The following is a 15,439-nucleotide window of genomic DNA, read 5'->3' as shown; positions in this document are numbered from 1 at the left end:
GAAGTATAATGGCTGAAAAATATATTTTAGCGATTGATGAAGGTACTACAAGTACACGTGCAATTATTTTAGACCATTCTGGTAAAAAAGTAATTGATTCACGGAAAGAGTTTAATCAATATTTTCCTAAACCTGGCTGGGTAGAACATGATGCAAACGAAATTTGGAATTCAGTTTTATCGACTATTGCCAATTCGTTTATTAATTCAGGAATTAAGCCTAACCAGATTGCCGCTATTGGTATCACTAACCAACGGGAAACGACTGTAATTTGGGATAAGAAAACTGGCTTGCCAATCTACCACGCAATTGTCTGGCAATCTCGGCAAACTTCAGATATTGCCGATAAAATCATTGCTGACGGGTATTCCGATATGATCCATGAAAAAACCGGTTTAATTCCTGATGCATATTTCTCTGCAACTAAAATTCGCTGGATACTTGACCATGTTCCTGGCGCTCAGGAGCGTGCTGAAAATGGTGAATTATTATTTGGCACCATCGATTCATGGCTCGTCTGGAAACTGACTGGCGGCAAAGTTCATGTTACTGATTACACTAATGCCAGCCGGACAATGCTTTTTAACATTACCAAACTTGATTGGGATGATGAGATACTAAAATTATTAAATATTCCTAGAAAAATTTTACCGGAAATTCGTTCTAATTCTGAAGTTTATGGCACTACTGCGGAATATCACTTCTACGGCAGTCAAGTTCCCATAGCCGGAATGGCTGGTGACCAGCAATCAGCTCTGTTTGGTCAATTAGCTTTTGAACCAGGAATGGTTAAAAACACTTATGGTACCGGTGCGTTCACTGTTATGAATACAGGGGAAAAGCCAAAATTCTCGGCCAATAACTTGTTAACGACTGTGGCATATGGCATTAATGGCAAAGTAAATTATGCTTTAGAAGGTAGTATTTACGTTGCCGGTTCTGCTATTCAGTGGTTGCGTGATCAATTGGGCATTATTGATGACGCTCCTCAATCAGAAGAAGCCGCAAAACGTTCCAAGGATAACAATGAAGTTTTTGTCGTCCCAGCATTTACCGGTCTAGGTGCTCCTTACTGGGACTCAAATGTCCGTGGTTCAGTCTTTGGCTTAACTAGAGGTACGACAAGGGATGATTTTACAAAAGCAACTCTACAATCTTTGGCTTATGAAAGTCGCGATGTTATTGATACTATGCATGAAGATACCAAAATTAAAATTCCTAAATTAAAAGTCGATGGCGGTGCTGCCAATAACGACTATCTAATGCAATTCCAGGCAGACATTTTAGGAATTGAAATAGAGCGTGCGGCTAATCTTGAAACAACCGCTTTAGGTGCTGCTTTTCTTGCTGGTTTAGCTATTGGCTATTGGAAAGATTTCGAGGATATAAAGAAAATCCAAAAAGTCGGCAAGATATTTAAACCACAAATGAGTGGCGCTGAAAGAGACCATCTTTATGAAGGGTGGAAGTCAGCTGTTAAGGCTGCTCAAAGTTTTTCATACAAACCTTACCAAAAGAATTAGTTAACAGTTTTACTAAAAGAAAGAGGTTATACCATGGCGTTTTCAATTAAAACCAGACAGGAAGAAATTGAACGTTTAAAAAATGAAAAATTAGATTTATTGGTTATCGGTGGCGGTATTACTGGAGCTGGCGTTGCATTGCAAGCTAGTGCAGCTAAGATGAAAACCGGTTTAATCGATATGCAGGACTTTGGTGGCGGAACTTCATCACGTTCAACCAGGTTAGTTCATGGTGGTATTCGCTATCTTAAGACTTTTGATGTCCAAGTAGTTTCTGATACAGTCAAGGAACGTGCAATAGTTCAGCATATTGCTCCTCATATGACGCGGCCTGATCCTATGATTTTACCAATTTATGATGAGCCGGGAACAACCTTTACCATGTTTTCCGTCAAAGTAGCAATGGATCTATATGATCATTTAGCTGGAATCGAGGGTGACTCTCCTTTAATTAAGTATGCTAACTATACAATGGATAAAGCAGAAACTTTAAAACGGGAGCCACAATTAAACAGCGAAAATCTACAAGGCGCAGGCGTTTACCTAGACTACCAAAACAATGATTCACGTTTAGTAGTAGAAAATGTCAAAAAGGCACATGAATTAGGATGTTTGGCTGTTAGTCGGCTGAAATGCATTGCGATTTTACATAACGAGCAAAAGCAGGTTAACGGCGTACGTGTCCATGATAACTTAACCGGTGAAGAATTTGAAATTCATGCGGATGTAGTTATTAACACCTCTGGGCCTTGGTCCGATTTAGTAAGACAGGAAGATAAAGCTGTTTATAAAAAGCCGCGTCTGCGTCCTACAAAGGGTGTTCACTTAGTAGTTGATCAATCACGCTTGACTGTGCCGCAACCAACTTACTTTGGTTCAGGTACAGCAGACGGTCGTATGATTTTTACTATTCCTAGAGAAGGTAAAACCTATTTTGGCACTACCGATACTGACTTTACCGGTGATTATGCTCATCCTACTGTTGAACAAAGTGATGTCGATTATTTGTTAAATATTATTAATAAGAAGTATCCTTCCGCTCATTTAACTATTGACGATATTGAAGCCAGCTGGGCTGGAGTTCGTCCCCTAATTGAAGTCGAAGTTGAAGGCAATGAAGCAGCAGATGCAGCAACTGGTGCCAGTGTCTCTGACAGTACTTCCGCACCGTCCGCTGTATCTCGCGGTAGTTCATTAACTGAAGCTGAGGATGGCTTAATTACTCTAGCTGGTGGTAAATTAACAGATTATCGTATTATGGCTAATGGTGCCATGAAGAAAATACAGCAAAAGCTTCATGACAAGTTTTCTAAGAACTTTACTTTACAAAATTCTGCTGAAATTAAAGTTGCAGGTGGTGACTTTGATTCAGACCATGCAGAAGAAGAACTTGCTCGAATTGCTAAAGATGGCGTAGCAGCCGGAATTACTGCTGATGATGCCAAGGAAATTGCCAACTTGTTTGGTTCACAAGCAGAGCAAATCTATGACTATGCAAAAACGATTAAGCCCGCTGCAGGATTAAGTCTTGGCGAAACAGCAGCTCTTGATTATTCACTAGCTGAAGAAATGACGTTGACACCTGTTGACTATCTCTTAAGGCGTACGTATCACATCTTATTCAAGAGTGATACTTTAAACCAGGTTAAAGAAGGTGTTGTTAACCATATGTCTGATTACTATGGCTGGGATAAAGAGCAAAAGACTCAATATGTACATGATTTAGAGCAGGAAATAGCACAATCACGACTAGATAAACTAAAGAATAAAAAATGATAGATTAACAAAAAGAAAGTAGTAAATTATTTCCCCAAAAAGCCCGTCAAGATAAACTGGCGGGCTTTTTCTTGCCCTTTTTTAAGCACACTATTACAATTAAATTATTTTATGTGAGCAAGGGTTAGCAAAAAGTATTATTATAACAATAATAAATGTTGTCATATTTGAAAAAATAGTTTTAAATTTACATCTTAAAAGATTAAACTATTAGAGAGGTGATTAAAATGGAGCCAATTTTTCTTACTCCTTATTTTAGACCCAAAATTTGGGGTGGACGCAAATTGAAAACAATCTTTAATTATAATATTCCGGATGGCAAGGTAGGAGAAGCTTGGGTAATCTCCGGCTATAAAGAGGATGCTTCTACAGTAATCAATGGTCAATTTAAGGGGCAAAGTCTGCGTCAGGTTTATCAAGAAAACCCGACGCTATTTGGCAACCCTGAAAGTAAAGAATTTCCGCTGCTGGTAAAGTTCCTGGATGCAAATGATAATTTGTCTGTTCAGGTTCATCCCAATGATGAATATGCTCGCAAAGTAGAAAACGATAGTGGCAAAACTGAAAGCTGGTATGTTTTGCAGGCTGATCCTGGATCATATCTAATTTACGGGCATACTGCCAAAACTCGCGCGGAACTGGCTGAAATGATAGAAAAGGGAGAATGGGATAAACTTTTACGCAAAGTACCAGTAAAAACTGGTGATTTCTTTTATGTCCCTTCAGGAACAATCCACGCCCTTACTAAGGGAATATTGGTTATTGAAACCCAACAATCTAGTGATGTAACATACAGGTTGTATGACTATGATCGTGTTGACCAAAAAACTGGTAAGAAACGCGAACTGCATACTCAAAAATCAATCGCTGTTACTCAAGTCCCACATGTTGATCCTAAACTGGATATTACAATAGATCACGTGCAGGATGCTACTATTAAAACTTTGGTTGCACCACCCGTTTCACCTCATTTTTATTTGTGGCAAATCGATTTAGCTGGGAAATGGCACACCGGCTTAAATAGTCACCCATACTTATTAGTAACAATCATAAAGGGGACAGGTACACTTCAAATTGAAAATAAATCATATGACCTATCAATTGGAACAAATCTGATAATTCCTAATAATATTAAAAAATTTACATTCGCAGGTAATATGAAATTGGTTATTTCTGCGCCGAACAATTAAGGGGAATAATAAAATATGATCTATATAGCTTGTGGCTCAATTATGGTAGTAGTTGGGCTATTATGGCTCATTTCACCTTCGAAAAGACCTTGGCCGTTTTACGGATATTATTCGTACTTGGCCACAGTGAATAAAGCAAGTTTTAAATTTGCTCAGCATAAAGCAGGAGGTTATTTTATTATATTTGGTTTAATTCAATTATTATTAGGAGTTGGTATCCATTTACTTAAATGGGATCGTTACTTTTTACTTTGGTTGCTGACATTTTATCTTTTCATTATCTTTCCAATCATGGCTACTGAAAAAAGTCTAAAAAAATTTTTGATAAATCGTCATGAACTGCCAGCAGATTATATAGACCCTGACAAAGTAAAAAAGGAGAGAACAAAAGGATTTAGGGACAGAAAATGAAACTGAAAATTTTAATGGTCGAGGATGATCAGTCGGTTGCAGAAATGATGGGGATGTTTTTCGAAAAAGAAGGATGGTCCATGGATGTTGCCACTGATGGGGAACAAGCCGTTAAAATGTTTGCTGAGAATCCTGATCAATATGATTTGATCACTCTAGACCTTAATTTGCCTAAAAAAGATGGCATAGAAGTTGCTAAAGAAGTTTGTGCAATCTCACCATCAATTCCAATCATTATGCTTACTGCGCGCAGCAGTGAAGAAGAACAAATTCAAGGATTTAATGCTGGTGCCGACGATTATGTATCTAAGCCATTTAGTCCTTTGGCGCTAATAGCACGTATTAAAGCTTTGCAACGCAGAATCAGAATTGATGATAAGCAGGAACAAACCAAAACAGCAGAATCCGGAGAAAAATTTGATGTGGTTACTAATCATATAAAAATTTCCACAAGTAGACGTGAAGTATTATATGATAATAAGCATGTTCAAAATATTACCCCCAAAGAATTTGATTTGTTATATACCATGGCCCAGAAGCCAAAGCAGGTCTTTTCTCGTGAACAATTATTAGAATCTGTTTGGGGTTATAATTATTATGGTGAAGATCGCACCGTGGATGCACATATTAAAAAATTGCGCCAAAAATTGGAAAAAGTAGGTGCAAATGTCATCCAAACCGTTTGGGGTGTTGGCTATAAATTTGATGATTCGTAGGCTTTATTATGAAGTTGATTTATCAGCATATGCTTAGTTTTTTACTAATCATTCTTACTACGGTATCAATAATCGGTTTTTCTGAAATTAATAATACTACTCAACAATCGTATGAATATAATTATCGGCGAATGGAAGATTTTGCCTCGGCATTAGGGACTTTGGCTACAAATGATAAAAAGGACGGAGCAGCAATGCTGAATCCTAAATTTTTAAATAAGCTGGAATTTGTCCTTCATAGCGATAGGGTGTATCTTAGCGTTTTTAATGCACATGGTTCACAAGTTTATCCTCAAAGAAATGACAAAATTAAACTTACTTCTCACCGTCTAAGGCAATTGAAAAGTGGTAAGAAGCTACGTATTAAAAATAATAACGAAGCTCTCTCCAGCTTAGGCTATAAAAAAGATGCTTGTACTGGTGTACTTATACCATGGAAGGATAAGGGAAAATTTATTGGAGCAATGTGGTTAGGAGTCAGAATTGCCCAAGTAGAGCGGCCTGTAAGAATTGCCAAGCAAAATCTCTTCAACGCATTAGTTTCTGCCATTATTGTAGGTTTAGTACTCAGCTTGGTCCTTTCTTTTTATGCAACCAATAGAATTAAAAAGTTATCTATCGCTACCAAAAAAGTTACAGCAGGTGACTTTGATGCGCAGACACATTACTGTGGTCATGATGAAATATCTCAGCTGACAGATAACTTCAACCAGATGGTTCGGACTTTAAAAAAATCAAATCAAGAAGTGAAGGAGCAAGAAAAAAGGCGAGACCAGTTTATGGCTGATGCTGCTCATGAAATGCGCACACCTTTGACTACGATAAATGGTATTTTAGAAGGCTTACAATATGATGCAATTCCTGATAAAGCTAAGCCCAAGTCTATTGCCTTGATGAGTAGAGAAACTAAGCGGTTAATTCGTTTAGTTAATGAAAATTTGGATTATGAAAAAATTCGCAATAACCAAATAAATTTAGTTAAAACGCGCTTTAATGCCAGAAAGACATTTGATGATGTAACAATGCAACTTAAGCAAAATGCTGCTAAAGCTGATGATACAATCTTTATCACTGCTCCAAAAAATCTGCCTGTTTATGCAGATAAAGATCGTTTTACCCAAATAATGGTTAATTTGGTGCAGAATGCAATTCAGTTTACTGCTAACGGTAAAATTGAAATTAGCGGTTATAGAATTGCACACGCAACGGTAATTATGATTAAAGATAATGGTATCGGAATGAATCAGCAACAAATTAAATACGCTTTTGAAAGATACTTTAAGGCTGATCCTTCACGCAGCCGCTCTGGTAAAGGAGAATATGGTTTAGGATTATCTATTGTATCCTCTTTGATCAAACAGCATGGTGGCAAAATTAGTGTCCAATCTGCAATCAATCAAGGAGCGGAATTTACAATCATACTTTTTGACCAGGGTTATGAACAATATCTTGAAGATTAAAAAAATCATTTCCACAAAAGGAAATGATTTTTTATTTGTATGACTTATTTGTTATTTTTAGTTGTTTCGTGCCAAACTTTTGCAGTTACAGGAATTGAACCAAGATTAGTCATTTCATCTTTTCCTACCACAATTAGATTATTGGGACCTTTAGCTAAATTATTGAAACTGTCTAAGCTTTGATTCTTAAAATAGCCATCACTGGCTTTTGCTAAGGTCAATTGTAACTGGTTAATGCGATACGCTTCTGCGTCTGCTTCGGTTTTAACAGCTTCAGCTTTGGCCTTTGCTGTAGCAATCAGAGCGTCATTTTTAGCTTTGGTAGTTAATTCAATATTTTTAGCTTCACCTTCCGCCTTTTCAATAGCTGCTATTTTTTCACGGTCTGCAGTAAGCTGCTTATCCATTGCTCTTTGAATTTCTGGACTAGGTAAAAGTTCATCAATATTGACCCGAACGACCCGAATGCCATAAATGTCTGTTAAATCGCCAATAGCTTCTGAAAGTTGAGTGTTAATGCTGCTAGTTGAGCCTAAGGCGTCATTTAAGTCCATTCTTCCGATGATGTCACGCAAGTGTCCCCGAATGAGTTCGACCATAGATTTAACTGAATCCGTGTTGTTGTAAAAATACTTGTAAGAATCTGTTACCAAATAATTTAGAGTTAGACTGGTAGTGATTTCTGCATTGTCTTTAGTAATAATTGAATATTTGGAGATTTCTGCGGGAAACATTGCCAGTGAGACCTTACGTAATCTCTGAATTACTGGAATAATCAGTACCAATCCAGCCTTTACAGTTCTAGAATACTTTCCCAGTGTTTCTATTAAGCCTTCATTATTTTGAGGTACAACCCGGCAGCAGGAGAGTAATAAAAGTACAATAACTAAAATAATCACTACATAAAGCATTTTAATCCTCCAAAGATTCCGAATTCTTATTTTTCTTTATTATATGACTTTTTATTCTTTTTACTAGATTTATTTTTCTTTTCAGTTAAGTGATTACCAGAAACAGATTCAGGAATGGTAGTAATTTCTTCTTCACGTCCCTTTAATTCGATGGCGTCTGTCTTATACAAACCGGTAGTAGATTTGCGGTGTTTACTTATCAGCGCGGTTGATTTATTGTTTAACTGCTGTCTAATGTCTTCCATTTGTTTAAAATTAGTTAAGTAGTCAAACTCATCTGGGTCAACCGGTTTAAAACCGCTGGGAGTGTAAAACCGCAATAAATTATGATTATTTAATAAATCTGAGTATTTTAATGATTTTTTACCTTCTTTTGCTAACTCGTTTATTTCATATTTCTCTTGTTCAGTAAAATTGATAATTTGCTTGCCGCTTTTACGGTCATAGACTACTCCCTTAAGACCCTTACCACCGATAATGACGTACTTTTGACTAACAATCGTGCCATTCCTAAAAACAACCCACGGACGATATTTGGGAGCTAACAGATCATGGCCAAATTGAATATAATTACGGTTAGAAATGCCTAAAAGATGAAGTATTGTTGGCAAAACATCAATTTCACCAGCGACTTCGTGTTTAATTTTTCCTTTGAGATTGGGTGCGTGGATCATAAAAGGCACGCGTTGCATTTGTACGTTATTGAAAGCATTCCAGGTATCAGAGCTTTCACCAACAATCGGTGCTAAAGTTTCATTCTCCGAATTAGTTAAGCCGTAATGATCACCGTAGATCACTACCATAGTGTTTTTGATTAAACCGGATTTCTTTAAGTAATCGAAAAATTCGCGAATAGATTGATCCAGATAATGGGCTGTTTCAAAGTAGTTGTTAATTGACTTGTCCTCAGTATCACTGGTTTTAAACGTTGGATCCAGATCTTCTTCATCCATATCAAACGGTGTGTGATTAGTTACGGTGATGAATTTAGTATAAAAAGGTTGCTGCATTCTTTCTAAATATTTAATACTTTCAGCAAACAATATTTTGTCTTTAATACCATAGCCGATGTGGTCGTTTTTATCATGGCTAAAGTAATTTTGGTCAAAGAAATAATTATAACCAAGATTTTTATACACATCATCGCGATTCCAAAAAGTACCTACATTACCATGAAATACCGCTGACGTATAGTTGCCGTGTTGACGTAAAATCTGTGGTGCAGCCTGAAAGGTGTTTGAACTGCCCATCGCTGTAAATAAAGAGCCATCAGAAATACCGTATGTGCCAGTTTCCAGCATGTTCTCCGCATCACTGGTACGACCAATACCGACTTGATGGTAAAAATTGGCAAAACTCAAAGTGTGTTTGTCGTGATAAATTGAATTGAGGTAAGGTGTGACCTCTTTTCCGTTAATTTTCAGATCAATCAAAAATTGTTGAAAGCTCTCAAGATGAATAACAATAACATTTTTGCCCTTTTCTTTACCGAAGTACTCTGGGTTTGCAGGCAATTTGTTTCTTTGGTTATAAGTCAAAATTTTGTTTAAATCAGCAGTATTGGCATTTCTGTTTACCTGCTCTGTTTGTTCATTCTTAATACCGTCGTAGACAGTGTAAGTATTAATACCAAGGTACTTGACAATGTATGAACGATCAAAGGTTGTCCCTAATAACCTTGGTCTGGATGATTCGGCCAGAAAAATATTTAGAACCAAAATCAAAGAACCGATAGAAGTAACGGCAAAAGGGGTAAGAAGCCCAAAAGATTTTTGATCAATTTTTATTTTGTGGGTGATTAATAATGCAACTACAACGATAAAATCAAGCCACAATAGCAGATCGGAAGGCTGAAGTAGTGCTACAGCACTTTTTCCCAAACCTGGAGCTACTTTACCGGCATTAGTTATGGTCTTGACAGTAATAAAATCAGAGAATTGACGGTAATAAAGAATATTTGCAAATAACAATCCTGAATTTGCAAAATCAAGCAGCAGCATGGCACAATAAGAAACAAGCGGCTTAGAAAAATAAAGTCCAATGCTAATAAGTAAAATAGCACTGCCAACCGGACTCAGCCACATTATAAAATGTTGATAGGGGTCGGAAATACCCAAGTTGAAATCATGATAGGCAGCAAAAATGTATTTCAGTGTAAATAAAACAACTAGAAGGCAAAAAAAGCCTATACGAGTCTGAATGAAATTGGTCAGATTTTTTTTATTCAAAATGAACTCTCCCTTATCAGACTATTTTAAAAGTTTCTGGACTTTTAGACAATCTTTTCCAAATAGTTAGACCTTTTTTAATAATTAAACAGGAAATTTGAGTATAATTTAAATGAACTCTATTTTAGGAACTGAACCAGTATGATATTTTTAGGACCAATATATAACCAGCTTTCACAACTTTATGCGACCAAAATAAATCATTTTGCTTTGATTAAGCTAATCATGTTGGCACTTGATAAAACTCTTTTTTACTTTTTATTTTTTATGGTAATGCGTTTAATTTGGCTGATGACTATTAGAAGCAGACGTACAGTAAAGTCAGAAGCAGCAGTATGGCTATTTGCTTTTTATTTGATATTAGTTTTAATGTTGACGACTTTTCGCAATACGTATTTTCCTTGGAATCTAACCTTAAACCTTCACAGGCCTCTTAATGAAATTAATTTTGTCTTTCTCAGGGAAACGTGGAAGATGTATCACGCTCAAAGTAGGCTTGATTTTTTTTATAATTCTTTGGGTAACATTCTTTGTTTTGTACCTTTTGGCTTTTTGTCACCATTTGTTTTTCCCAAAAAGCAAACGTTTTGGCGGGTTTTATTAGCCGGAATTATTTTTTCGGTTTTCATTGAAGGGATGCAATTTTTGCTTGAAACTGGAGTGACCGATATTGATGATGTGTTCTTTAATAGTTGCGGCACGGCGGTTGGCTATTTTGGTTACTTATTGGTTATGTTAATCAGGAGAAAGTCTCGTAAAACTAACTAAAAGGTCTGGCATTTATAAAATAAGATTGCTAAAATGTTCTTGTGAAAGAAGTATTTAATTCAGTAAGGAGAGCGTAAATATGAGTTTAATTAAATTTGATAGCACCAAATTAACCCCATTTGTTCATGAAAATGAACTAAGTGAAATGCAGGCTATTGTTGATGCTTCTGCTAAAGAGCTTAAAGATGGCACAGGTGCAGGTAATGATTTTCTAGGCTGGATTGATCTGCCAGTTAATTATGACCAAGATGAGTTTGCCAGAATTAAAAAAGCCGCTAAAAAGATTCAAAGTGATTCTGAAGTATTGGTATGTATCGGAATAGGTGGTTCTTACTTAGGTGCTCAAGCTGCCGTTGAATTTTTGAATGGTGCGTTTTACGGTAAGGGTAAAGAAAAATATCCTACTATAGTTTTTTGCGGCAATTCATTGTCCGGCTCATACTTACATGACTTAATCGAGTGGGTTGGCGATAAGGACTTTAGCGTAAATATTATTTCTAAGTCTGGTACAACTACTGAACCAGCTGTTGCTTTCCGCATTTTTAAAGATAAATTAATTAAAAAGTATGGTGAAGAAGAGGCTAAGACCAGAATTTTTGCTACCACCGATAAGGCTAAGGGAGCATTGAAGACTGAGGCAGACGCTGAAGGCTACGAAGAATTTGTTGTGCCGGACGATATTGGTGGTCGTTACAGCGTTTTGTCGGCTGTGGGTCTTTTACCAATAGCTGTTTCTGGAGCTGATATTGATCAGTTGATGAAAGGTGCTGCTGATGCCAGAACCGATTACACCGATACAGACTTGAGTAAAGCAACCCCTTATCAATATGCTGCATTGCGTAATATTTTGTATCGCAAGGGTTACACTACTGAAATAGTTGAAAATTACGAACCAACTTTAAGAATGTTTAGTGAATGGTGCAAACAATTAATGGGTGAATCTGAAGGTAAGGATAATAAAGGTATTTGGCCAGCAAGCGCCAATTTCACTACCGACCTTCATTCATTAGGACAATATATTCAAGAAGGCAGAAGAAACCTCTTTGAAACTGTTATTAGAGTTGAAAACCCCACAAATGATGTCGAAATTCCTTCTGATGATCGCAATTTAGACCAGCTGAATTTCTTATCCGGTAAGAGTTTAAACTTTGTTAATGAACGTGCTTATGAGGGTGTTGTTCTGGCTCACACAGATGGTGGAGTACCGGTAATGACAGTTAACATTCCAGATCAAACTGAACATACTTTAGGCTACTTAATTTACTTCTTTGAGTTGGCTATTGCTGTTTCTGGTTATGTCAATGGCATTAATCCATTCAACCAGCCAGGCGTTGAAGAATATAAGCGTAATATGTTTGGTTTGCTTAACAAACCAGGTTATGAAGAATTACACGATGACCTAGCTAATAGATTTAAACAGGAAAACTAATTTTTATTTATTGCAACTTCTTTTAAATAAGATTAACATAAATATATAAAGATTAACCTGTACATCATATATAGTGATATTTAATCATAATGGAAAGGGTAAAAGTTTATGACTTTTAACCCTTTTTTATTAAGGAGAAATATATGGAAGAAAAAAGAGAGACACCAAAACGGGTTTTGGCGATTATCAGTTGTGCTTTAATGGCTTTTGTTTCAATACTAACTGAAACTAGCTTAAATGTTACTTTTCCCACTTTAATGAAACAATTTCATATCGGTTTGGGATTAGTTCAGTGGACTACAACTGGGTACTTACTGACAATTTCTGTAATTATGGTTGCGAGTTCATATTTGAATGATCGTTTTTCCGCGAGACAATTATTTTTAACTGCTGCAATTGCTTTTATTGCCGGATCGGTTGTAGCGGGCTTTGCGACTAATTTTGGGGTCTTACTGGCAGGTCGCTTAATTTCGTCAATCGGTGCTGGTCTTTCAATTCCATTAATGTTCAACATGGTTGTTGAACTGATGCCGCAAGAAAAATGGGGCTTTTACATGGGACTAACAGGCTTAGTTATTATACTTGCACCATCTTTGGGGCCAACCTTTGGTGGCACTGTGGTTTACTATTTTGGCTGGCCACTAATTTTTGAAATTGTAGCTATAATTGCAATAATCATCATGATCTTGGGCCTATTTGTGGTAGAGCAATACCATGAAAAAAAGCATCCCAGCTTTGACTGGTTAAGCTATATCGTTATTGCCAGTGCAATGATTATTTTTAACTTAGGCTTTAATCGCATTAGTAATGGTTTAACAGATGTCGGCTTTTGGCTCAGCATGGTAATAGTGGCGATTTTAGTATACGTATTTATTAAACTTTCACGCTCAAGTAAGAAGAAATTAATAAACTTGAGTATTTTCAAAAATAAGCCCTTTATTTTTGCCATGATTTCCTATCTGTTACTTCAGTTTATTAATATTGGCACCAGTTTTGCCGTTCCTAACTACGTGCAGATTGTTAATCACGCTAGTTCTCTTGTTGGTGGTTTAGTTTTACTTCCGGGATGTATTATTAGTGGTATCTTAAATCCGTGGTTTGGACGTATTTATGATAAAAAGGGTGCACCGTTACCTTTGTTAACCGGAACAGTATTTTGTTTAACAGCATGTCTGCTTTTTGCGATTTTTAGCTTAAAAATTAGTACAGTGATGGTCGGAGTCTTTTATGGAATTATGATTATTGGTCGCCAAATGGCGTTTAACAACACAATGGCAGAGGCCTCAAAACTGCAACCAGAAGAATTGCATACTGATGCTACCGCAGTCTTTCAAACTGGCCAGCAATATGCTGGCTCAATGGGGACTACCGTAATGGCTGCCATTATTTCTTCTTGGCAAAAAAGACCGGGCAATTATGCTGCACTCACTGCTCAAGGAAGTCAAGAAGCCTTTCTATTTTTGACGTTTGTCAGTGTCATAATTTTACTAAGTTATTTAAACTTGTTTAGACTTGAGCAAAAAATGAGATAAATAATTAAATAGTTTCGTTAATTGCTGTAACTTCATTTGCAATAAATGAAGTTATTTTTTTGCCAGATAATTAACATTAAAATAAATTAACATTTTAGTGTACATTTTTAAATAAAATGATAAAATACTTAATAATTAATTTTAAGGGAGGAAAAAGCAATGAGACGAATTAGCAATCAGCATATTTCGATTTTGTCACAAATTATTTTGCTGACAAAGCATACTTAAGAACTATTTAATTAAAGGAGTATAAATATGGCTGATACAACCAACACCAATAAACTAACAGTAAAAACTTTTCTTAATAAGATTTTAGCCGGAACCGCAACTGGAATTATTGTGGGGCTAATTCCCAATGCAGTTGTCAGCGCAATTTTAAAGTTATTTGGACAAAATCCGGTGACTGCAACTATTAATCAAGCGCTTTTGATCTTTCAATGTGCTACGCCACTATTGATTGGTGCGTTAATTGCGATTCAATTTAAAATGGAGCCACTCGATGTTGCTATTGTAGGAGCTGCCGCATATGTTGGTTCTGGGGTAACCAAGTTTGTGCCACAGATTGTTAACCCAGCTACTAAAGCTCAGGGAGTTTTTGTATCTGCAGGAACAGGCGATCTGATTAATACCATGATTACCGCTGGTTTGGCTGTGGGACTTTTGCTATTAGTTGGACAACATTTTGGCTCTGTCAAAATTGTTGCCGCACCGATTTTTGTGGGTGGTGGAGCAGGCCTAATTGGCATGTTGATTTTGCCTTATGTCAGTAAAATTACCACTTGGCTGGGCACTGTAATTAACTCCTTTACTAACCTACAACCAATATTAATGTGTATTTTAATTTCCTGTATGTTTGCAGTATTAATCATTTCGCCAATATCAACTGTTGCTATTGGTATGGCAATTCAGTTAAATGGTATCTCCGCAGGAGCAGCCGCGATGGGGGTGGCCGCAACCACTTTGGTATTAGTAGTTCATTCCTGGCGTACTAATAAATCAGGAGTTACCATCGCCATAGCACTAGGAGCTATGAAAATGATGATGCCTAATCTTTTCAGATATCCAATTATCGTTTTGCCAACCTTAATTACTGCAGCTCTTTCCGCTATTCCAGTAGCCTTATTCCATGTTAGTGGCACACCAGCTTCTGCTGGCTTTGGCCTCGTCGGCTTAGTTGGACCTCTTGCCTCATTAGACGCTGGTAAAGCAAGCATTAATATTGTAATGGCGCTAATCGTCTGGATAGTATTTCCGGTAGTAGTAGCAATGATATGCCGCTTCCTTTTTGAAAAAGTATTTCATCTTTATGATGAAAAAGTTGCCTTTGCCTATTTAGGCGAATAATTATTTCTGTCATTAAAAAATCAATCCTTACTTACATCAATTTATTTTAAACAACAAAAAACTCGTGAAAAAATTGAAGCTAACCCCTAAAACTGGACGTTAGTTTTATATCGTTTTACTTAAGGCTTGATTCCGATATTGAATCGGAGTT

General features: G+C 36.6%; 12 protein-coding genes. 10 read left to right on the top strand and 2 right to left on the bottom strand.

What is annotated here, in order from left to right:
- Positions 1 to 8 precede the first annotated feature (8 nt).
- From glpK to ACFQ32_RS04000, 6 genes are all read left to right on the top strand, one after another.
- Positions 9 to 1,523 carry a glycerol kinase GlpK gene (glpK, locus tag ACFQ32_RS04025; protein WP_046324675.1) on the top strand — a complete coding sequence of 505 codons (1,515 nt, stop codon included), beginning with the start codon at positions 9 to 11 and terminating at the stop codon, positions 1,521 to 1,523.
- Between the two features lie 33 nt (positions 1,524 to 1,556).
- Positions 1,557 to 3,299 carry an FAD-dependent oxidoreductase gene (locus ACFQ32_RS04020; protein ID WP_046324676.1) on the top strand — a complete coding sequence of 581 codons (1,743 nt, stop codon included), beginning with the start codon at positions 1,557 to 1,559 and terminating at the stop codon, positions 3,297 to 3,299.
- A gap of 227 nt (positions 3,300 to 3,526) precedes the next feature.
- Complete coding sequence (gene manA, locus ACFQ32_RS04015; RefSeq protein WP_046324677.1) at positions 3,527 to 4,489, top strand: mannose-6-phosphate isomerase, class I; 963 nt, start codon at positions 3,527 to 3,529, stop codon at positions 4,487 to 4,489.
- 15 nt (positions 4,490 to 4,504) lie between these two features.
- Positions 4,505 to 4,900 carry an SdpI family protein gene (locus ACFQ32_RS04010; RefSeq protein ID WP_046324678.1) on the top strand — a complete coding sequence of 132 codons (396 nt, stop codon included), beginning with the start codon at positions 4,505 to 4,507 and terminating at the stop codon, positions 4,898 to 4,900.
- Positions 4,897 to 5,616 (top strand): response regulator transcription factor, encoded by a 720-nt coding sequence (locus tag ACFQ32_RS04005; protein WP_046324679.1) that lies wholly within the window; start codon positions 4,897 to 4,899, stop codon positions 5,614 to 5,616. Before ACFQ32_RS04010 ends, ACFQ32_RS04005 begins: the two co-directional genes overlap by 4 nt.
- Before the next feature lie 8 nt (positions 5,617 to 5,624).
- Entirely contained in the window at positions 5,625 to 7,076 is a 1,452-nt protein-coding gene (locus tag ACFQ32_RS04000; protein ID WP_046324680.1) for a sensor histidine kinase, read from the top strand.
- Between the two features lie 44 nt (positions 7,077 to 7,120).
- On the opposite strand, the gene ACFQ32_RS03995 is transcribed toward ACFQ32_RS04000, so the two are convergent.
- Both ACFQ32_RS03995 and ACFQ32_RS03990 read right to left on the bottom strand, forming a co-directional pair.
- Positions 7,121 to 7,987: an SPFH domain-containing protein gene (locus ACFQ32_RS03995; RefSeq protein ID WP_046324681.1), complete on the bottom strand. Its 867-nt coding sequence runs from the start codon at positions 7,985 to 7,987 to the stop codon at positions 7,121 to 7,123.
- Between the two features lie 26 nt (positions 7,988 to 8,013).
- Positions 8,014 to 10,215 carry an LTA synthase family protein gene (locus ACFQ32_RS03990; RefSeq protein WP_046324682.1) on the bottom strand — a complete coding sequence of 734 codons (2,202 nt, stop codon included), beginning with the start codon at positions 10,213 to 10,215 and terminating at the stop codon, positions 8,014 to 8,016.
- A 141-nt stretch (positions 10,216 to 10,356) separates the two neighbouring features.
- Between ACFQ32_RS03990 and ACFQ32_RS03985 the strand changes: the two genes are divergently transcribed.
- The 4 genes from ACFQ32_RS03985 to ACFQ32_RS03970 all read left to right on the top strand — a co-directional run bounded on the left by ACFQ32_RS03985 (position 10,357) and on the right by ACFQ32_RS03970 (position 15,288).
- Positions 10,357 to 10,983, top strand: a complete 627-nt coding sequence (locus ACFQ32_RS03985; protein WP_046324683.1) for a VanZ family protein — start codon at positions 10,357 to 10,359, stop codon at positions 10,981 to 10,983.
- 79 nt (positions 10,984 to 11,062) lie between these two features.
- Positions 11,063 to 12,412, top strand: coding sequence for a glucose-6-phosphate isomerase (locus ACFQ32_RS03980; RefSeq protein ID WP_046324684.1), 1,350 nt, complete (start codon positions 11,063 to 11,065; stop codon positions 12,410 to 12,412).
- Positions 12,413 to 12,555: 143 nt separating this feature from the next.
- Positions 12,556 to 13,944, top strand: coding sequence for an MFS transporter (locus ACFQ32_RS03975; protein WP_046324685.1), 1,389 nt, complete (start codon positions 12,556 to 12,558; stop codon positions 13,942 to 13,944).
- 255 nt (positions 13,945 to 14,199) lie between these two features.
- Positions 14,200 to 15,288, top strand: a complete 1,089-nt coding sequence (locus ACFQ32_RS03970; protein ID WP_046324686.1) for a PTS sugar transporter subunit IIC — start codon at positions 14,200 to 14,202, stop codon at positions 15,286 to 15,288.
- Positions 15,289 to 15,439 lie beyond the last annotated feature (151 nt).

It is taken from the genome of Lactobacillus melliventris (assembly GCF_042679465.1).
In the GTDB taxonomy this organism is placed as follows: Bacteria; Bacillota; Bacilli; order Lactobacillales; family Lactobacillaceae; genus Lactobacillus; species Lactobacillus melliventris.
This window is presented reverse-complemented; position numbering and strand designations above follow the sequence as displayed.